This window comes from Leucobacter weissii, assembly GCF_017565745.1.
Taxonomy (GTDB): domain Bacteria; phylum Actinomycetota; class Actinomycetes; order Actinomycetales; family Microbacteriaceae; genus Leucobacter; species Leucobacter weissii.
Window position 1 is genome coordinate 73,364 of sequence record NZ_JAGDYM010000001.1, and the last position, 19,115, is coordinate 92,478.

Sequence of the window (19,115 nt, forward strand, 5' to 3'; positions counted from 1 at the left end):
ATGAGGATACTGCTGCCGCAGAGCCCCTGGGTGGGCGAGATCACCGTCGAGGAGCTGACGGATCGCTCGCGCGAGACGCTGAACGAGAACCTCGGGATGGAGTTCCTGGAGATCGCGGAGACCGAGCTCCGGGGCCGCATGCCCGTGGACCGGCGGACCGTGCAGCCCGCGGGAGTGCTGCACGGCGGGGCATCGATGGCCTTCGCCGAGACGCTCGCCTCCTGGGCCGGCTACCTGTCCATCGACCGGGATCGCTTCCACGTGGTGGGCCAGGAGATCAACGCGAACCACGTGCGTCCGGGACGCGCGGGGACCTGGGTCTACGGAGCCGCCTCGCCCCTGCACCTCGGTCGGCGGGCGCACGTCTGGGAGGTCAGGATCGCGGATGAGGCGGGCAAGCTCGTCTGCGTATCGCGATGCACGCTCGCGGTGATCGAGCAGGCGAGCGGCTACAGCGCACCCGAGGCGCGCGCCTAGTCCCGCCGTCCGCGGTGGCGCGGCGCGCGGACGGCGGCGATCGAGACGCCGAGGAACACCAGTTGCAGCAGGGCGCGCGGCAGCAGCGGGGTCGTCGGCGCCGCCGGGTGGTCCACGCCTCCCGCGGCGATGACGTTCGCGGGGAACACCGCGATGAGGAACAGCGCGGAGAGCACGGCCGCGAGGCGTCGGGTGCGCGGGACGGTCAATCCCGCGGCGAGCGCGAACTCCGCCAGGCCGGAGGCCGCGACGACCAGGCCGGGCTCCGGGATCATCGGCGGGACGATGGCCGCGAAGCCCGAGCGCTGCGGCTCGACGAAGTGCGTGACGCCCGTGCAGACGTACACCGCTGCCATCCCGGCGGCTCCGGCCGCGGGCCAGGAGCGCCAGTGCTCGGCTGCTCGGCGGCCCCGGCGCGCGAGCGCGCCGGCGACCAGGCGCACGGCGATCGCGACGGCGGCGAGCGGGATGAGGAGGATCACGGCGACTCCGAACTAGACGATGACTAGATGTGGGGCAGGGGAGAGTCTAGACGCAGAACTTAACACTGTCTAGATAGAGTGGGGCTCATGAGCGGGTACCACCACGGAGATCTTCCCCGGCAGCTCCTGGCGCACGCGGCGGAGATGGCCGCCGAGGCCGACCCCGAGAGCATCTCGCTGCGGGAGCTCGCGCGGCGCACCGGGGTGTCCCACTCCGCCCCCGTGCACCACTTCGGCTCGCGCCAGGGGCTGCTGACCGCGCTCGCCGTCGAGGGCTTCGCGGGTCTCCACGAGGCCCTGTCCGCGCGGGGCGATGGTCTGAGCGAGCTGGGGGTCTCCTACGTGACCTGGGCCCTCGCCCATCCAGGCCACTACGCGGTGATGTGGCGGCCGCGCCTCCTGGACGCGTCGGACGAGGAGCTCGACTCCGCGCGCCGACGACTCTGGGCGGTGCTCTCGGCGGCGATCGTCGAGCCGGCCCCGGACCGCGGCGGCGCGAGCGCGGAGGCCTACGCGGCCTTCGCGCTCGTGCACGGCCTCGCCGGCCTGTGGCTCGCCGGCGCGCTGCCCCGGCCCGAGGAGCCGTCCGAACTCATCCGGCAGATCACGAGGCGCCTGGCGGGCGCATCCGATCGCCTGAGAGAGCAGCCGTGGTGAGTGGGACGGTTTTTCGCGAATGGGATCGAGTTGCGCGGTGCAAAGCCGTCCCACTCGCGCAAAGCCATCCCGCCCGCGGGGCGGCGGTCTCCCCGCACCCGCAGTGAGGGCCGGCGCCGGCGCCTGAGAGAATGGCCTCATGATCGAGATCGACGGAGCGGGAGTGGTCGCGGGCGGCGCGACGCTGCTCTCGCCCGTCTCCGCCGCGGCGGAACGGGGCGAGGCGCTCATCGTCCGGGGCCGGAACGGTGCGGGCAAGTCGACCCTGCTGCGCGTGCTGGCCGGCGTGCGGCGGCCGACCACCGGCACGGTGCGGATCGGCGGCCGCGCCGTCGCCGAGCGACACCCGGGCTTCCGTCGCCGCGTCGCCGCGATGATCGGCCTGCCTCCGATGGCGGCCGACCTCACGGTTTCGGACCACGCGCTGCTGGTCGCGACGACCTGGGTGGACGATCCGCGGGCGGCGGCCGAGCTCGCCGACGGCGTGATCGGCGAGCTGGGGCTGGGCGGGCTCCGCGAGCGGTTCCCGCACGAGCTCTCCTCGGGCCAGACGCAGCTGTTCGGGCTGGCGCTCGTGCTGGCCCGCCCGTTTACGGTGCTGCTCCTCGACGAGCCGGAGCAGCGGCTAGATCCGGAGCATCTCGAGTCGGTCGCCGGCGCGCTGCGCGCGCGGAGAGACGCGGGGGCCGCCCTGGTGGTCGCCACCCACAGCCCGGCGCTCGCGGACGGCCTGGCCGACCGCACGCTCCGCCTGGAGCCGGCGACATGAACGGCCGCGCGACGGCCGCGCTCAGGATCTGGCGCGCGCGAGGGCTCCGCGCGAGGGGCGACCGGGCGTATCTCCTCTATCTGGGGCTCCTCGTCCTCCTGGTGGTCGCCGCCCCGCTCGTGCGCGCGGTGTGGCTGAGCCTGACCAGCCCGGCGGGGATCGCGCTGCTCGCCTCCGCCGCGGCGCCCGGCACGGCCGCGCTGGTCGCGGCGGTGCTGTGGGCGGGCGCGCTGCTGCTGGGGCGCGAGCGCGGCCCCGCGCTGCTGCCGCCGTTCCCGAGCTACGCGCTCGCCACGAGCGGGCTGACCCGGGCCGACGCGTTCCGGAGCCCGATGCTGCGCGCCGTCGCACTCCTGACCGTCGCGACCGCGTCGACGGCCGCGCTGATCGGCGGCGGTCTGCTGAGCAGCGGGTCGGGCGGCGCTGCGATGGGCGCTGCGATGTTCGTCGCGGGAGGTGCCCTCGTCGGCGTCATCGCCGCCGTCGCGTGGCTCGCCGGTCAGGCGCTCCCGCGCGCGGCGGTGCCGCTCGCCCTCGGCGTCCTCTCGCTGGGGGCCGCCGCCGCTGCGGCGCCCCTCCTCCGGTCCGTCACCCCCTGGGGCTGGGTCGGGCTCCTCTATCCCGGCGGCGCATCGCCGCACGCGCTCGCCGCGTTGACGGCGTTGACGGCGCTCGCCGTGGCGCTCGTCGCCGCAGTGCCGTCGTTGATGAGCCGGATCGGCACCGCGGAACTCCTCGCCCAGGCCGGCCGCTGGGACTCGGCGACCGTTCACGCGAGCGGGATGGACTTCGGCGCGGCCGCGACGGTCTACCGGGGAAGACCGCATCTCGGCCGGCGGGTCCGCGCGATCCGGCCGCTCGGGTGGCAGCCGGCGGTGTTCCTGCTCCGCGATGCGCTCGGCGCGGCGCGGACGCCCGGCCGTCTGCTCGTCGGCGTTCTCGCGGTCGCCTCGGCGGGGGCGATCCTCGCCCTGGCGTTCGCGCCCGGTGCGCCCGGCTGGGCGCTGGGGGCCGCGGCCGGGCTGGTGCTCTTCGCCGGTCTCGGACCGCTCACGGACGGGGTCCGCCATGCCGCGAGCGTCGCGTCGGACCTGCCGCTCTACGGCATCGGCGACGAACGGCTCCTCGCCTCGCACGCGCTCTTCCCGCTGCTCGCGGCGCTGATCGTGGTCCTCGCCTCGGCCGCCGCGTGCGCGCTGCTCGCCGGCCTATCGGTGCCTCCGCCCCTCGTCGCCTCGTCGGTGCTCGCGCTGCTCGCCGTGGCGGTGCGCATCGGCCAAGCGCTCAAGGGGCCGCTGCCGCCAGCGCTGCTCACGCCGATCCCCACCGAGGTCGGCGATCTCGGCGCCGTCGCGCGGCTGGCCTGGGCGCTGGACGGCCCGCTGCTCGCGGGGGCCGCCGGGATCTCCGCGGCGCTGCTGTTCGTCTCGCCGATTCTCGCGCTCGTGCTCGCGGCGGTGCTCGCCGGGCTCGGCGCCCGCCGCTGGCGCCGCCGGGGGTAGCCCCGTCGCCGGCCGCCGCGCGGCGCGCACCCGCGAGTGGGACGCGCATACACCAGTGGGACCGGGTTGCACCGTGCAACCCGGTCCCACTCGCGAAAAAGGGTCCCGCTCGCGACGGGCCGCCGGCTCAGCGGGCGAGATCGAGCCCGGCCGAGGGAGTCGTCGCGAGGCTGCGCATCGCGCCCTCGACCACGAAGGGATCGCCGTACCAGGTGAGGCCGTCCGTGAACTTCTCGCGCTCCCACTTGATCGGCACCCAGTCGGGATCGAAGATCAGGTAGCCGCCGGCGTAGATCTCGACGCGGTGGCCCGACCCCGGATCCATGACGTAGAGGTACATGGCCTGCCCGATGCCGTGCTTGCCGGGGCCGAGGTCGAAGTGCACCTCGTGATCCGCGAGGACGTCCGCGGCGGTCAGCACGTCGGACATGTTCTCGAGGTTGAAGGCCATGTGGTGCAGCTGCGCCTTCTTGCCCTCGGCGTTCGCCACCATCGCGAGGTCGTGCACCTGCGGGGTGACCGACATCCAGGAGGCGAGGACCGTCTCGTCGTCGCGATGCAGCTGGTACTCGCGGCGATTGAAGCCGAGGTTGTCGCGCACCCACTGCTCGGCCTGGTTGATGGTCTCGCGCGAGGTCTGCACGTTGAAGTGGTCGACGCGCCGCACGCCCAGCCCCCGGCGCCGGGAGCTGTTGCTCGGCAGCTTCGAGCGGATCTCCTCGGGAGCGAGCGGCTTCTCGATGTCGTAGTAGAGCTCGAAGGGGTGCTCCGAACCGGGCACGAGGAAGCGCACGGCGGTGCCGCGGCCGAGCTCGGTGCCGGCGGGCACCTCCACCGCCTCGATCTCCTGACGCTGCAGCTCGTTGTAGAGGATCTCGACGTCCTCCGCACGCCTGGTGCGGAAGCTGTACGAGTTGACGACGTTCTCCTCCTGCTGCGTGAGCACGAGCGAGTGATGGGTCAGCTCCATGAAACCGCGCAGGTAGGCGGTGCCGCCCTCGCGCGCGACGATCTCCATGCCGAGCAGATCGCCGAAGAAGTGCAGGGACTTCTCGAGATCCCGGGTGCCGACGTTGATCGCTCCGCACTGTGCGACCTGGGGGCCGGGATCGTAGTTGTCGAGCAGACGTGCCATGGGGTTCCTTTCGTGGTGAAGTGCGGCCTGATGGCCGTGTGGAAGCAAGCGCTGCGGTGCGGGGATCCGGCGGATCAGGGGCCTGGCGGCCCCTGATCAAGGAGCAGTGCTCATTGGATCCGAAAGTCCGAAGACTTTCGGATCAGGGCACCCGGATGACCTCCGTGTAGGGCGGGATCGGCGCGGCCCGTTCGCCGCTGTCGAGCTCCGCGACCCGCGCGCGGATCACCGGCTTGTCGAGCTTGCCGGCCCCGTTGCGCGGCACGGTCTCGACCGCGACCAGCCGGGACGGCAGCTTGTAGCGGGCGATCCGCTCGGCGAGATACTCCCGCACCTCCTCGAGCGAGAGCGGATCCTCCGAGAACGACACCACCGCGCAGACGGTCTCCCCCCACTTCTCGTGCGGCACGCCGATCACGGCCACGTCGGTGATCCCCGGATGCGAGTTCAGCGCGTTCTCGATCTCTGCCGGGTAGATGTTCTCGCCCCCGGAGATGATCATGTCCTTGAGGCGATCGACGATGAAGAAGTAGCCGTCCGCGTCGATGTAGCCGATGTCGCCGGTGCGGAACCACCCGTCCGCCGTGAAGGCCGCGGCCGTGGCCTCGGGGTTGTTCCAGTAGCCGAGCGAGACGTTCGGACCCTGCACCCACATCTCGCCGGTCCGCTCCGGCTCGTCGATGTCGCGCAGCGTCTCGGGGTCGACGATCTTCACACCGCCGTAGGGCATCGGCACCCCGCACGAGCCCAGCTTGCGCGTGGTCATCGCCGACTCGAGCTGCGTCGCGAAGGGCGCCGTCTCGGTGAGTCCCCAGGCCTGCTGCAGCAGCACGCCCTTCTGCGCGTAGAGCTCGATCAGCGCGGGGGGCACGGGCGCGCCGGCGACCGTGGTCGAGCGCAGTTCGGAGAGATCGGCCTCGCCGAAGCCCTCCTGCCGCGAGATCGCGGCGAGCATGGCCGGCACCAGGAACATGCTGTTGGCGCGGTGCCGGACCAGATCCGACAGGGCCTGCGCCGGGTCGAACTGGCGGCGGATCACCACGGTTCCGCCGCGCGTGATGGTGCGCAGCGTGAACGCGTTGAAGCCCCCGATGTGGAAGAGCGGGGCGACCGCGAGCGAGACGTCGCCGAACCGGGTGTCGATCACCGAGTCGACGTTCAGCTGACCCCACCAGAGGTTCCCGTGGGTCAGCATGACGCCTTTCGCCTTGCCCGTCGTGCCCGAGGTGTAGAGCAGTGCGGCGAGATCGTCATCGTGCTGCGGCGCGTGCGGCGGGATCTCCTCGTGCGCCAGGCGGAACGCGCGGTAGGACTGCCATCCGGAAGAGAGCTCCGGCGCGGGGTCGATGTTGGGATCGTCGTCGATCAGCAGCGCGTGCCGCACCGACAGCTCGCCGAGGAAGCCCGCGATGGTGGCCGCCTGAGCGGGTTCCGCCACCAGCACGTCGGGGCGCGCGTCGAGCAGCACCGGCCGGATCTCGGGTCCCGCGAGCCTGAAGTTGAGCGGCAGGAACGCGGCGCCCACCCAGACCGCGGCGAAGTAGGTGACGAGGAAGGTCCGGCTGTTGTGGCCCGCATACGCGACCCGGTCGCCGGGACCCACGCCGTCGGCGCGCAGGCCCGCGGCGAAACGCCCCACCTCTTCGTGGAACTCCGCGTAGGCGACCTCGCGGTCCTCGTAGATGACGGCGATCATCTCGCCGTGTTCGCGCGCATGTCGAGCGATCTGTCTGATCGGACTGATGTCCACACTCATCGTCAGTGTTCTTCCTCTCCGGCGACTTCGTTGTCCATCCATGAGGATGCAGGCATTCGCGGCGACTGTCACGACCCCGTTCCGACATATGGCACGTCGCATCTCGATCCGCCGCGACCCGCCGCGCGGAGACGGCGAGCGTTTCGCCTGTTGGCACGTCCGCTTGAACGCCCCCGCACTTTCCTTGGATAGTACACAGCGAACGGAGCGGTGCGTCGCCTGCGATGGCGGCGGGCCGCTGACACGTCCCAGACTCAACGAGGAGAAGCGCTTGCTGATATTCGACAGCCTCTCGGTGCGCTACGGCGCGGGAGTGCAGGCAATCGAGGACGTGGGCTTCGAGGTGCGGCCCGGCACCGTCTGCGCGATCATCGGCGGCAACGGCGCGGGCAAGACCACGCTGATGCGCGCCGTCTCCGGCACGCTCGGCTACCACGGGGGACGTGTCGTGAGCGGCGAGATCCGATTGGGCGAGACGCGCATCGACCGCCTGAATCCGCACCGCATCGTGCAGCACGGCCTCGCGCTCGTCCCGGAGGGACGGCACGTCTTCGGCGAGCTCACCGTCGAGGAGAACCTGCAGGTCGGCGCCACGACCATCGGCAGCGGCAAGCTGCGGCAGCAGCGGGTCCGGCGGGCCTACGAGATGTTCGAGGCGCTCGGCCGCTACCGCACCCGACGGGCCTCGCTGCTCTCCGGCGGCGAGCAGCAGATGCTCGCCATCGCGCGGGGGCTGATGAGCGGGCCCGAGGTGCTGCTGCTCGACGAGCCCTCGCTGGGCATCGCGCCCAAGGTGGTGCACCGCATCGGGGAGACGCTGCGCGAGATCAACCGCGCCGGCACCACCGTCGTGCTGGTCGAGCAGAACGCCGCGATGGCGCTCGGGGTCGCGGACCAGGGCGTCGTGATCGAGCGGGGCGCCATCTCGATGCGCGGCGACGCCGCCGAGATGCGCGAGACCGAGGAGATCCGCCGCATGTACCTCGGCGGCTCGGCCGAGGAGGAGGAGGAGGCCGTCGCGGCCGCTCCGCACGCGACCATCGGGAGGTGGGAGGCATGAGCGCATCCATCGAGGTCCGCGAGGTGAATCTCCGCTTCGGCGGCGTGCAGGTGCTCGACCGGGTGTCGTTCACGGTCGAGCCCGGCACGATCCACGCGGTGATCGGGCCGAACGGGGCGGGCAAGTCCTCCACGTTCAACGTGATCTCCGGTCTCTACCGTCCGAGCTCCGGATCGGTGCTGGTCGACGGCGTCGACGTGACCCAGCGGCGACCCCACGAGATCGCCGGACTCGGGCTCGGCCGGGCGTTCCAGAACATCGCCCTCGTCCCCCACGCGCCGGTGATCGACAACATCATGGTCGGCCGTCACCGGCTCATGCGCGCCGGTTTCCTGGGCTCCGCGCTCGGGCTCCCCCGCGTGCGACGGGAGGAGACGGCTCACCGCGACCGGGTCGTGGAGATCGCCGAGTTCGTGGGCCTGGGAGGGCAGCTGCACGCGCCGGCGGGGTCGCTGTCCTACGGCGGCCGCAAGAAGATCGAGCTGGCCCGCGCGCTCGCGTCCGAGCCGAGGGCGCTGCTCCTCGACGAGCCCGTGGCCGGGATGCCCGCGCACGAGAAGCGCGAGATCGCCGGCGTCGTCCGTGCGATCCGGGATGCGCTGGGCACGACGGTCCTGATCGTCGAGCACGACATGCCGCTCATCATGTCGCAGGCCGAGCGCATCACCGTGCTCGACTTCGGCCGCGTCATCGCGGACGGAACGCCGGACGAGATCCAGCAGGATCCGGCGGTGATCGCCGCCTACCTCGGCGAGGACGAGAGCGAGATCGACACCGAGGTCATGAGCCAGGTGGGCATCGAGAAGGAGCACCGCGCGTGAAACTCATCCAGGTATTGATCCTCGGGCTCTCGCTCGGGGCCATCTACGGGCTCATCGCCCTGAGCTTCGTCACCATCTTCAAGGGCACCAAGGTGTTCAACCTCGCCCAGGGCTCGGTGATGATCGTCGGCGTCTACGTCACCTCGCTGCTCACCGGCGCGATCGGCTTCTTCGCCGCGGCCGCGGCGGGCGTCCTCGCCGCGGCGCTGCTCGCGGCGATCCTGGATCGGATCGTGGCGCTCGCCCCGCGCGGCGACCATCTCGTCCTCACGATCCTCACCGTCGGACTCGACATCATCCTCGTCGCCGAGACCGCGCGGCTCCTCGGCACGAAGTTCATCACGGTGGGCGACCCCTGGGGCTCGCAGACGATCACGCTGCTCGGCGCCACGGTGCCGCTGACGCGCGTCATCGCCCTGCTCGTCGGCATCGTGCTCATCGGCATCTTCTTCCTCGTCTTCCGCAAGACCCGTTTCGGGGTGCGCATGCGCGCCTCGGCCGCGGATCCCGAGACGGCCGCGCTGATGGGCATCAGCCAGCGGAGCGTGTCGTTGACCTCCTGGGCGATCGGCGGCGGCATGGCGGCGGTCGCGGGCATCTTCCTCGCGATGTTCCCCAACCCCGGCCTTGACGCCCACGCCCATCTGCTCGCGTTCCACGCGATCCCTGCGGTGATCATCGGCGGCCTCGACTCGAGCGAGGGAGCGATCCTCGGCGGGCTCATCGTCGGCGTCACCCAGACGGTCGTGACCAGCTATGCCTCCTCGCTGCGCTTCCTGGGCGAGGGCATCGGCGACGTCTCGCCCTACATCCTCATGATCCTCTTCCTGCTCGTGCGACCGAGCGGCATCTTCGGAACGAAGGAGCTCGTCCGTGTCTGAGAAAGCCGTGTCCGAGAACGCCGTGCCCGAGAAGGCCGCGGCCGAGAAATCCAACTGGCTCGGCAGGGCGGGCCGAGCACCGCGCTGGGTGCGCGCCCTCGCGCTGCTCGCCGTGCTCCTCCTCCTCGCCGCGCTGCCGCTCTACCTCGACGCGCAGATGCTCAAGGTGGGCTCCTGGTCGATGGCGATCGCGGTCGGGGCGGTCGGGCTCACGATGCTCGTCGGCACCGCCGGCCAGCTCTCGCTCGCGCACGCCTTCTTCGCCGCGGTCGGCGCCTACGGCTACGCCTATTTCGCGGCTCCCGAGGACGGGCTGGGCTGGCCGCCCGCGCTGGCGGCTCTCGCGGGCATCGCGCTCGCCGCGCTCGCGGGCCTCGCCTTCAGCCCCGTGGCCGCGCGCGTGCGCGGGCTCTATCTGGGCGTCGCGTCGCTCGGGCTCGTGTTCGTGGGTCAGCATCTCCTCAAGAACCTCACGCCCGTCACGGGGGGCGTGAACGGCCGCAGCGTCGCGCCCTTCGACGTCTTCGGCTTCCAGCTCACGGGCGGCACCCCGCCCCTCGAGGTGCTCGGCGTGCCCTTCGGCGCTCAGGAGCGGATGTGGTACCTCGCGCTGTTCTCCCTCATCGTCGCGATCTTCCTCGCCAGGGGCATCATCGCGCGGCGCCCGGGACGCGCCCTCACCCTGGTGCGCGACAATCAGGCCGCGGCCTCCGCGCTCGGCATCAACGTGCAGCACTACAAGGCCTCGGCGTTCGTCATCTCGTCGGCCTTCGCCGGGGGCGCCGGGGTGCTGACCGGTCTCGCCTACGGGTACCTCACCCCCCAGAACTTCGGGCTGACGCTGTCGATCAGCTTCCTGGTGATGGTCCTGATCGGCGGCCTCGGGTCGGTCGGCGGAGCGGTCGTGGGCGCGGTCATCGTGACCGCGACGCCGCTGCTCCTCGAGAGCTTCGCCTCGAGCACCGGACTGCTCGCCGCCGGAGGATCGGGCGGCTACGACGCCGCCACCGTCTCCTCGATCCTGTTCGGCGTGCTGGTCGTCGTGCTCATCATCCTCGAACCCGGCGGACTCGCCCGCCTCGGGCAGAGGCTCTGGCGCGTCGCGAGCCGCTCCTCATAGACCTTCCCACGAAAGGAACACCCCAATGAACACACTCAGGAAGACCGCGGCGACCGGCTTCGGCCTGCTCGCCACGACCGCCCTGCTGGTCGGCTGCTCGACGAAGAGCTCGGGCGGCGAGGAGACGGGCGACGGCTCGGTGAAGACCGATTTCGGCGTCGTCGGAGACACGCTCACGGTGGCGGCGCTCACCGACCAGTCGGGCCCCTACGCCGCGCTCGGCAGCACGCTGGCGCAGGGCAATCAGCTCTACTTCGATCAGCGCAACGCGGACGGCGGGGTCTGCGGCTTCGACGTGGAGGTCGAGGTGCGCGATCACGGCAACGACGTGCAGACCGCCGTGTCGCAGTTCAGCGAACTTGAGCCGAACGTGCTCGGCTTCACCCAGCTGCTCGGCTCGCCGCAGGTCAACGCCCTCAAGGGCGAGATCGAGTCGAAGACCATCCCGACGTTCGTCGCCTCCTGGTCGAGCGACTTCCTCGGCAGCAACGCCATCTCGATCACCGGCACCATCTACCCCTACGACATCATCAACGGGCTGAGCGTGCTGGCCGACGAGGGCACCATCGAGGCCGGAAGCACCGTCGGTCACGTCCACCTGCCGGGCGACTTCGGCGAGAACGCCCTGAAGGGCTCCGAGTTCTACGCGGAGCAGAACGATCTCGAGATCGTCGACATCTCGGTGGAGCCCACCGCAACCGACTACAGCGCGCAGGTGCAGCAGCTGGTCGACGCGAAGGTCGACGCGATCATCGTCTCCGGCACGCCGCCGCAGCTCGCCGGCATCGTCGGCGGCACCTCGGCGCTCGGCCTCGACGTTCCGGTCATCACGCAGGGCCCGTCCTTCGGTCCCGCGCTGCTCGAGACCGCGGCCGCCGATGCGATCGAGGAGCGGGTGCGCGTGGTGCTCTCGTACCTGCCGTACGGGGCGGAGGGCTCCGCGGAGGCGCAGGCGGTCGCCGAGGCCTATGCCGAGGCGTACCCCGACGGCGACCCGACGATCTTCGTCAACTACGGCTACGCGACCGCCAACGTGTTCGGCGAGGCGCTCGACGCGGCCTGCGAGGCGGGCGACCTCACCCGTCAGGGCGTGACCGACGCGCTGCGCGGTCTGGCGGAGGTCGAGACCGGCATCTTCCCGACGCAGAGCTTCCAGGATCCTGCGACGTCCGCCTCGACGCAGAGCGTCGTGCTGGCGGTCGACCCCGACGTCACGGGGGGCCTGGTGGTCGAGAAGGAGTTCTTCGAGTCCGAGCTCGTGCCGCAGTTCACCGAGTAGGCCCCGGCAGCCCGAATCGGGGACGCATATGTTAGCTTCCGGCATCGGAAACCCGGTATATGCGTCCCCGATTCCGTTCCTGGGAGCCTATGCGGCCCGCTCCTCGTAGCGCGCCATCATGCGGGACGCGGCGAAGGCCACCTGCCGCAGCGTGTGCTCGTGCTCGTGAGCGCGGAAGGTGTCGGTCGTGCCCGAGACCGACAGCGCGGCGATCGGCAGTCCCCGCCGGTTGAGGACGGGGGCGGCGATGCAGCTCAGCGTCTCCAGCGCCTCGCCGCGGTCGTGGGCGATGCCCTCCTTGCGCACGCGCGCCAGCTCGGTGCGGAGCTCGTGGTCGTCGACGATGGTGTTCGGGGTCCAGGGGTGGCGCTCGGCGGTGATGACCGCCTGGGCGGCGATCGGATCGAGGGCCATGAAGATCTTGCCCACCGCGGTGCAGTAGGCCGGCATGCGTCCGCCGATCCGGCTCGGGCTGCGGAGCCGCTGGTGGCCCTCGAGCTTGTTGAGGTAGATCACGTGCCGGCCGTCGAGCGTGGCGAGCTGCACGGTCAGGTGGGTGGCGACGAACAGGTCCGCGAGGTAGGGGGTGAGGAGGTCCCGCACCTCGTCGTGCTTCCTCGAGTCGATGCTCTGCGCGCCGAGCGCTTGGATGGCGGTGCCGAAGCGGTAGGCGGTGCCGATGCGCTCGATCATGTCGTTGCGCTCGAGCATGCCGAGCAGCCGGAACGTGGTCGACTTGCTGAGCTCGGCCCGTCTGCTGAGCTCGCTCACCCCGACGCCGATGTTGGCGTCGTCGCCGAAGGCCTTGAGCACCGCCATGGCCTTGTCGACCGAGGTGCGACTGTCCTTGCCCGGGCTCTCGTGCGTCGACGCATGCGGCTGGAACGTTGCGGTCAGATTCTTGATGTCCATGTGCGGCTCCGCATCCGGCCTCGCCGTTGAGGCCCAATGAATGGTGGTCAAAGTACGGCGATGTCTGTAAGTCCAGTCGATGAACGAGTGATTACCAAACCGTTTCGGTCGATTATGCTGTACCTCATGGCGGGGTTCGAGGGAGGCTGATCGGCATGGCCATATCGTCGGTGATCGCTCGGAATACCAAGAGATTCAGGGAGGATCGCGGGTACTCCCAGGCGGTGCTCGCCGGGCGCGCCGGTCTATCGAAACAGACGATCATCGCGCTGGAGGGCGGCAGATCGAACCCCACCATCGAGACGCTGGAGGTGCTCGCGGAGGCTCTGGGGGTGAGTGCTCGCGCGCTGATCTCCGAGATGGGCAACGAGGTGCTGCTCCAGTCCGGCGAGCTCGTCCACTGGCAGGAGCAGGGCGGGCTCGCCGTGCGCAACCTCGATCAGGTGTACGGATCCGGTTACGTCTACAACGCGGTGATCCGTCTCGAGGCGCGCACGGGCGTCGTCCGCCCGCGCGCCGGGACACGGGGCATGCTGCGCCACTGCTACCTCATCGAGGGCCGCGCCGAGCTGGGCCCCGAAGGGCGCACCGTCGAGGCGGACGAGGGGGATTTCGTGCGGTTCCCCGGCGAGGCGCCGCACCTCTTCCGGTCGATCACCTCGAGTGCGCTGATCTTCGTCGTGACCACCATGCCGCAGCAATCCATGCGCAACCTGACCAACACCTTCTGAGCGGGGTCCGGTCCGAGTCGGATCCGACGCTCGACAACCCGACGCTCTAGAACTCGACGACGAGCTTGCCGAGCACCTCGCCCGAGAGCATGCGCGCGAAACCGGCCGGGATGTCGTCGAAGCCGATCGTCTCCAGCTGCGGGCGCACCCCGCTCGCCTCCACCGTGCGCAGCAGCGCCTCGAACTCCGAGAGCGTGCACCCGGTCGATCCGACGACGCGCAGCTGCTGGTAGAAGATCCGCGCCAGATCCGCGTCCGGCGCCGTTCCGCTCGTTGCGCCGGCGATGACCACGGTGCCGCCCGGTCGCAGCGATTTGAGCGAGTGGGACCAGGTGGCCGCGCCGATCGTCTCCACGACCACGTCCACGCGCTCCGGCAGTCGCGCCCCCGAGTCGAACACCGCCGTCGCGCCGCACGCGCGTGCGAAGCGCCGCTTCTCCTCGGTGCGCGCGGTGGCGTAGACGCGGGCGCCGGAGCTCGCGGCGAGGGCGATCGCCGCGCTGGCCACGCCCCCGTTGCCGCCCTGCACGAGCACGCGCGATCCCGCGCGGACGCCGGCCCGGGTGAACAGCATCCGGTAGGCGGTGCCCCAGGCCACGCCCAGGCAGGCCGCCTCGGCGAAGCTCAGCGCGGCGGGCTTGTCGACGAGCATCTGATCCGGCACGAGCACGTGCTCGGCAAGGGTGCCGTCCAGGGTCTCCGACATCAGCGCCCGCTGCGGATCGAGCGTCAGGTCGCCGCCGCCGCGGTTCGCGTCGCCGAGCACCGGGTGGATCACCACCTCCCTGCCGTCCTCGGTCACGCCGGCGCCGTCGCAGCCCAGCACGATCGGGATCCGCTCCGCGGGGTGCCCGACCCCGCGGAGCGTCCAGAGGTCGTGGGGGTTGAGCGACGCGGCGCGCAGCTCGACCCGGGTCCAGCCGGGCGCGGGCTCGGGGTCCGGCCACTCCCGCAGTGCGAGTCCTCGCAGCGGGGTGTCGGCGTATTGGGCGGTGGCGACGGCGGCACGCATCTTCGGCTCCTTCGGTTCGACGCGGGTGGCATCTCGATCATCGTTGGATCCCGAACTTGACAGAAGGCACTGTTCCAAGGTTCGGCACGGGCGAATGCGACGGCTCGCCGAGTCGCGCAACATGTGTCATGTGAACAGTGCAGTATCAGCAGAGCCGATCGACCTCGCCTCGATCGCGGCCGAGCTTCGGGAGGCCGAGACCACCCGGAAGGGCGTCGCGCCGCTCACCGAACGATACCCCGAACTGTCGGTGCGCGCGGCCTACGGCATCCAGCGCGAGAATCTCGCGCATCGCCGCGCACGCGGCGAGCGGCTCATCGGGCGCAAGATCGGCCTCACCTCGCTCGCCATCCAGCGCCAGCTCGGCGTGGACGAGCCCGACTACGGCGCCATCACCGATGCCATGGTCGTGCCGAACGGCGGCGGCCTCGATCCGGCGACGCTGCTCGCACCCCGGCTCGAGGCCGAGTTCGCGTTCGAGATCGGCGAGGATCTGCCCGAGAGCCCCGATCACGAGCGGCTCGCGGCAGCGGTCACGGGTGTCGCGGTGGCGATCGAGGTCATCGACTCCCGCGTCGCGGACTGGCGGATCAAGCTGCCCGACACGGTGGCCGACAACGCCTCCATGGCTCGCGTGGTCTGGGGCGAGTTCGTGCCCGCCACCCCCGAGCTGCTGGCCGAACTGCCCGACTCGGTCATCACCCTGCTGCGCGACGCGGACGAGGTGAGCTCCGGACCGGGATCCGCGGTGCTCGGCCACCCCCTCACCTCCCTGCACTGGCTGGCGCAGGCGCTCGGCGCGCAGGGCGATGGCTTCCGGGCCGGTGATCGGGTGCTCGCCGGCGCCGTGGCCGCGGCCGTCGACTTCACCGCGGGGGCGGCGTGGACCGCGCACAGCGACGGACTGCCCCCGGCCGTGCTCCATTCGACGACCTCACATCCATCACGGGCGCCCGAGGCGCCGGCCCCCTCCGACGCGGAGAGCGGGGCAGGCCCGAGGGCGCAGAAGGGCGGAACGGGACAATGACCATCACGCGACTGCCGAGCACGGAGGAGGGCAAGCGCCCCTCCGGCCATGCGTGCGGCAACATCTGCCGCCCGCCCGAGTTCTCCCGCAACGTCGACGTCTCCGGTCTCGTCGATGCGCAGAGCGGGCTCATCGATCGCGCGATCTTCACGGACCGCACGCTCTACGAACAGGAACTCGCTCGCGTCTTCGCGACGAGCTGGTTGTTCCTCGGCCACGTCGCGCAGTTGGAGAAGCCGGGTGATTTCTTCACGACGTACATGGGCGAGGATCCCGTCATCGTGACGAAGGACAAGGACGGAAGGATCCGCGCGTATCTGAACTCCTGCCGCCACCGCGGCGCCCGCGTGCTGCGCGCCGACTACGGGAAGACGCGCAACTTCACCTGCACCTACCACGGCTGGTCCTGGGATCTCGGAGGAGAACTGATCAGCGTGCCCAACGAGAACGGCTACGCGAACGCCGATTTCGATCGTGACGACTGGGGACTCATCGAGGTCGCGCAGCTCGACGTGGTCTACGACCTCATCTTCGCGACCTGGAACCCGGAGGCCCCGGATCTCGATGAGCAGCTCGGCAACATGAAGTACTACATGGAGGCCTTCCTCGGTCGTGATCCCGCGGGCACGACGATCGTGGGGGGCATCACCAAGTGGGTGCTGAAGGGCAACTGGAAGCTCGCGGCGGAGCAGTTCGGCACCGACTGGTATCACGTCAACATGTCGCACGCCTCGGCGCTGATGGTGATGTCCCCCACGGGCAAGGGCCCCAAGGAGAGCATCGCGAACACGCCCGGACGCCAGTACTCCGACGAGCGGGGCAACGGCACCGGCTTCCCGACGCATCCGAAGAGCCGCTTCGACGCGCAACCGGTGCACGAGTACTACGACTACGACGAACTGCGCGAGCGCCTGGGCGCCGCACGGGTCGAGGGACCGCTCACCACCGGTCACGCCACCGTGTTCCCCAACTTCTCCTACCTGCCCGTCAACGGCAGCATCCGCGTCTGGCATCCGAAGGGCGTCGACGAGATGGAGATCTGGTCGTGGACGGTGCTCGACAAGTCGATGCCCGAGAACGTGCGCGAGGCCCAGCGGCTCTACAACCTGCGCACCTTCGGACCGTCGGGCATCTTCGAGCAGGACGACGGCGAGAACTGGAGCGAGGTGCAGTCGATCTCCCACGGCTGGCGCACCAACACCATTCCGCTGAACTACCAGATGGGGCTCGGATCCGAGCGCCACGACGGCGTCTACCCCGGCGAGACGAGCGAGCTCTACAGCGACGCCGCGGGGCGCAAATTCTACAGCCGGTGGGCCGAGCTGATGAACACGCCCGCCTGGCACGAGCGAGAGCAGCGACCGCCCGGCGACGCCGCGGCGACCAGTGCACCCGCGCCGGTCGGCGCCCCCGTGCAGACCGGCGCTTCCGTCCAGACGAACGCCGCCGCTCCCGCGACGGCGAACCGCCCGGCCCCGCGCAACGAGGCGAGTACCAACACCGCGATCGAGGCGGTCATCAAGGCCGCGGTCGAAGCCGGAATCAAAGCCGCGGTCGGTGCCGGTCTCGGTGTCGCCGCAGAACCCGCGGTCGCGCCGGCGGAAGAAGCGGTCGCCCCGGCAAAAAAAGCTGAGGCCCGCGACGATGATCCCGCTGCGCTCGCAGCGGGCATCGACGCGGGCACGCTCGCCGCAGCGCCCCTCCGTTCCCGGCCCGAAGAGATCGAACCGGGCAGCGGCATCCCCGCGCCGCCCGCTTCCGCACCTCCGGCCGCACCCGCGCCTCGAGACGCCCCAGGCCCCGGCGCGGGGATCGTGGTCGCCCGGCGCGGTGACGTGGCGGACGGCGAGGGCATCCGGATCGATGCCTCCGTGCTCGGCACGGTCGATCACGTGGCGCTCTTCCGCGAGGGCGAGGCCTACTACGCCGTGGACGACACCTGCACCCATGAGGTGGCGTCGCTCTCCGAGGGCTGGGTCGAGGGCGGCTGCGTCGAGTGCCCCCTGCACGCCGCGAAGTTCGATCTCCGCGACGGCAGCGCGCAGGCGATGCCGGCCACCGTGGGCATTCGCACCCACGAAGTGAGCGTCGACGGCGACGACATCGCGATCACGCCGAACCCCGTCCGGCTCGTCGGGCAGCCTCCGGCCGCCGCGCACAATGCGGAGGATTTCGGTGCGGAGGATCCCGGTGCGGAGGATCCCGAGCCCACCGGTCACGAGTCGACTGCTGCCGAGCCGATCGTCGCGCCATCGGCACCTCGCGATCCGAACGCTCTCGACTCGATCCTCATCGTGGGCGCGGGCCTCGCCGGCTACAACGCCGCCGTGCAGCTGCGCGCGGACGGTTTCGCCGGGGCCGTCACGATCGTCGACGGCGAGACCGCGAGCTACGACCGGCCGCCGCTCAGCAAGAGCCTGTTCGACGCGGACTTCTCGCTGGAGGCGCTCGCCTTCGCGGACGAGGCCGCCCTGGCCGAGCAGCGCATCGCCGCGAGGTTCGGCTCGCCCGTCGTCTCGCTCGATGCGGAGGGCGGCTCGGTGCGTCTCGCCGACGGCACGGAGCTGAGCGCCGGAAAGGTGCTCCTCGCCACGGGAGGCCGCGCCCGCCCGCTCGACATCCCGGGGGCGACCCTGCCCGGCGTGCAGGCGCTGACGAGCTTCAACGAAGCCGAGGCGCTCCGCCGGGCCGTCTCGCCGGGCGCGCGCGTCGCCGTCATCGGCGGCGGGCTCATCGGAGCCGAGCTCGCCTCGGCGCTCTCGAGAGCCGGAGCCGAGGTCACCCTCGTGGTGCGGCGGGAGCCTCCGCTGGAGCACGCGATCGGAGAGCTGCTCGCCACCCACCTGCACGCCCAGCACGGCGAACAGGGCATCCGCGTCGTGGTGGGCGACACCGTCGAGTTCGCGCAGGCGGACGGCGCGCTCGCGGTGAGACTCGCGGACGGCTCGGCCGTCGCAGCGGATCGCATCGTCGTGAGCGTCGGCTTCGCGCCCAATGCGGAGCTGGCGCTCGCCGCAGGTCTGGAGGTGGCGGACGGCGTCCTCGTCGACCGCAGCCACCGCACCTCCGCGGAGCGCGTGTACGCCGCCGGCGATGTCGCGCAGTTCCGCGGAGAGGACGGGAGGCCCCTGCCCCGGGCCGAGCACTGGGAGGCCGCGCAGCTCGGCGGCCAGGACGCCGCGCGGGGCATGCTCGGGCTCGAGATCCCCGCGCGCGGGGCCGGCTGGTTCTGGTCCGACCGCCACGGCTGCCATCTCGAGGCCGTGGGCCGGCTGAGCGGCCCCGGCGAGGTGGTCGTGCGCGAGGGCGGGGCGCACCCCGCGGTCCTCCTCGTCGAAGACGGCGTGCTGCAGGGCGCGGCCGCGATCGACGACACCAACCTGGTACGCGCGGCCCGCCGCCTCATCGACCAGCGGATCCCCGTCTCCGCCGCAGATCTCGCCGACCCGGCCATCTCACTCCGTTCGCTGCTCAAGGCGAAGCGCTGAACGACC

At 71.2% G+C, this 19,115-nt stretch carries 17 protein-coding genes; 12 read left to right on the forward strand and 5 right to left on the reverse strand.

The features are described from left to right. Complete coding sequence (locus tag J4H92_RS00300; protein ID WP_208095028.1) at positions 1–477, forward strand: PaaI family thioesterase; 477 nt, start codon at positions 1–3, stop codon at positions 475–477. Here J4H92_RS00300 and J4H92_RS00305 read toward each other — a convergent pair. Then, on the reverse strand, positions 474–959 hold the full coding sequence (locus J4H92_RS00305; protein ID WP_279549569.1) for a DoxX family protein: 486 nt from the start codon (positions 957–959) through the stop codon (positions 474–476). The two genes, J4H92_RS00300 and J4H92_RS00305, sit on opposite strands and share 4 nt — an antisense overlap. Before the next feature lie 87 nt (positions 960–1,046). Between J4H92_RS00305 and J4H92_RS00310 the strand changes: the two genes are divergently transcribed. The 3 genes from J4H92_RS00310 (at position 1,047) to J4H92_RS00320 (ending at position 3,887) form a co-directional block, all read left to right on the forward strand. Continuing rightward, positions 1,047–1,616, forward strand: coding sequence for a TetR/AcrR family transcriptional regulator (locus tag J4H92_RS00310; protein WP_208095029.1), 570 nt, complete (start codon positions 1,047–1,049; stop codon positions 1,614–1,616). A 139-nt stretch (positions 1,617–1,755) separates the two neighbouring features. Continuing rightward, a complete protein-coding gene (locus J4H92_RS00315) occupies positions 1,756–2,385 on the forward strand; it encodes an ABC transporter ATP-binding protein (RefSeq protein WP_208095030.1) in 630 nt (209 codons plus the stop codon). Beyond that, positions 2,382–3,887: a hypothetical protein gene (locus tag J4H92_RS00320; RefSeq protein ID WP_208095031.1), complete on the forward strand. Its 1,506-nt coding sequence runs from the start codon at positions 2,382–2,384 to the stop codon at positions 3,885–3,887. The genes J4H92_RS00315 and J4H92_RS00320 overlap by 4 nt, the downstream gene beginning before the upstream one ends. A 127-nt stretch (positions 3,888–4,014) precedes the next feature. Here J4H92_RS00320 and J4H92_RS00325 read toward each other — a convergent pair whose 3' ends face one another. Both J4H92_RS00325 and J4H92_RS00330 read right to left on the reverse strand, forming a co-directional pair. Beyond that, positions 4,015–5,022 carry a VOC family protein gene (locus J4H92_RS00325; protein ID WP_208095032.1) on the reverse strand — a complete coding sequence of 336 codons (1,008 nt, stop codon included), beginning with the start codon at positions 5,020–5,022 and terminating at the stop codon, positions 4,015–4,017. A gap of 142 nt (positions 5,023–5,164) precedes the next feature. Then, a complete protein-coding gene (locus J4H92_RS00330; RefSeq protein ID WP_208095033.1) occupies positions 5,165–6,778 on the reverse strand; it encodes an acyl-CoA synthetase in 1,614 nt (537 codons plus the stop codon). Positions 6,779–7,049: 271 nt separating this feature from the next. Here J4H92_RS00330 and J4H92_RS00335 point away from each other — a divergent pair, with 271 nt between their 5' ends. The 5 genes from J4H92_RS00335 to J4H92_RS00355 are packed head-to-tail and all read left to right on the forward strand — an operon-like array spanning position 7,050 to position 11,939. Continuing rightward, positions 7,050–7,838: an ABC transporter ATP-binding protein gene (locus J4H92_RS00335; protein WP_208095034.1), complete on the forward strand. Its 789-nt coding sequence runs from the start codon at positions 7,050–7,052 to the stop codon at positions 7,836–7,838. Then, positions 7,835–8,659 carry an ABC transporter ATP-binding protein gene (locus J4H92_RS00340; RefSeq protein ID WP_208095035.1) on the forward strand — a complete coding sequence of 275 codons (825 nt, stop codon included), beginning with the start codon at positions 7,835–7,837 and terminating at the stop codon, positions 8,657–8,659. The genes J4H92_RS00335 and J4H92_RS00340 overlap by 4 nt, the downstream gene beginning before the upstream one ends. Continuing rightward, entirely contained in the window at positions 8,656–9,540 is an 885-nt protein-coding gene (locus tag J4H92_RS00345) for an ABC transporter permease subunit (protein WP_208095036.1), read from the forward strand. The genes J4H92_RS00340 and J4H92_RS00345 overlap by 4 nt, the downstream gene beginning before the upstream one ends. Continuing rightward, a complete protein-coding gene (locus J4H92_RS00350; RefSeq protein ID WP_208095037.1) occupies positions 9,533–10,660 on the forward strand; it encodes an ABC transporter permease subunit in 1,128 nt (375 codons plus the stop codon). The genes J4H92_RS00345 and J4H92_RS00350 overlap by 8 nt, the downstream gene beginning before the upstream one ends. A 25-nt stretch (positions 10,661–10,685) precedes the next feature. Next, entirely contained in the window at positions 10,686–11,939 is a 1,254-nt protein-coding gene (locus J4H92_RS00355) for an ABC transporter substrate-binding protein (protein WP_208095038.1), read from the forward strand. An 87-nt stretch (positions 11,940–12,026) separates the two neighbouring features. Here the strand turns inward: J4H92_RS00355 and J4H92_RS00360 are convergent, their stop codons facing one another. Then, positions 12,027–12,851, reverse strand: coding sequence for an IclR family transcriptional regulator (locus J4H92_RS00360; RefSeq protein WP_208095039.1), 825 nt, complete (start codon positions 12,849–12,851; stop codon positions 12,027–12,029). A gap of 155 nt (positions 12,852–13,006) precedes the next feature. Between J4H92_RS00360 and J4H92_RS00365 the strand changes: the two genes are divergently transcribed. Then, the gene (locus J4H92_RS00365; RefSeq protein WP_208095040.1) at positions 13,007–13,582 is read left to right on the forward strand and encodes a helix-turn-helix domain-containing protein; all 576 of its coding nucleotides are present in this window, start codon (positions 13,007–13,009) and stop codon (positions 13,580–13,582) included. A 46-nt stretch (positions 13,583–13,628) separates the two neighbouring features. On the opposite strand, the gene J4H92_RS00370 is transcribed toward J4H92_RS00365, so the two are convergent. After that, entirely contained in the window at positions 13,629–14,594 is a 966-nt protein-coding gene (locus J4H92_RS00370) for a zinc-binding dehydrogenase (protein ID WP_208095041.1), read from the reverse strand. 130 nt (positions 14,595–14,724) lie between these two features. Here J4H92_RS00370 and J4H92_RS00375 point away from each other — a divergent pair, with 130 nt between their 5' ends. Together J4H92_RS00375 and J4H92_RS00380 are read left to right on the forward strand one after the other, a co-directional pair. Continuing rightward, entirely contained in the window at positions 14,725–15,621 is an 897-nt protein-coding gene (locus J4H92_RS00375) for a fumarylacetoacetate hydrolase family protein (RefSeq protein WP_208095042.1), read from the forward strand. Then, positions 15,618–19,109 (forward strand): FAD-dependent oxidoreductase, encoded by a 3,492-nt coding sequence (locus tag J4H92_RS00380; RefSeq protein WP_208095043.1) that lies wholly within the window; start codon positions 15,618–15,620, stop codon positions 19,107–19,109. The genes J4H92_RS00375 and J4H92_RS00380 overlap by 4 nt, the downstream gene beginning before the upstream one ends. The last annotated feature ends 6 nt before the right edge of the window (positions 19,110–19,115 follow it).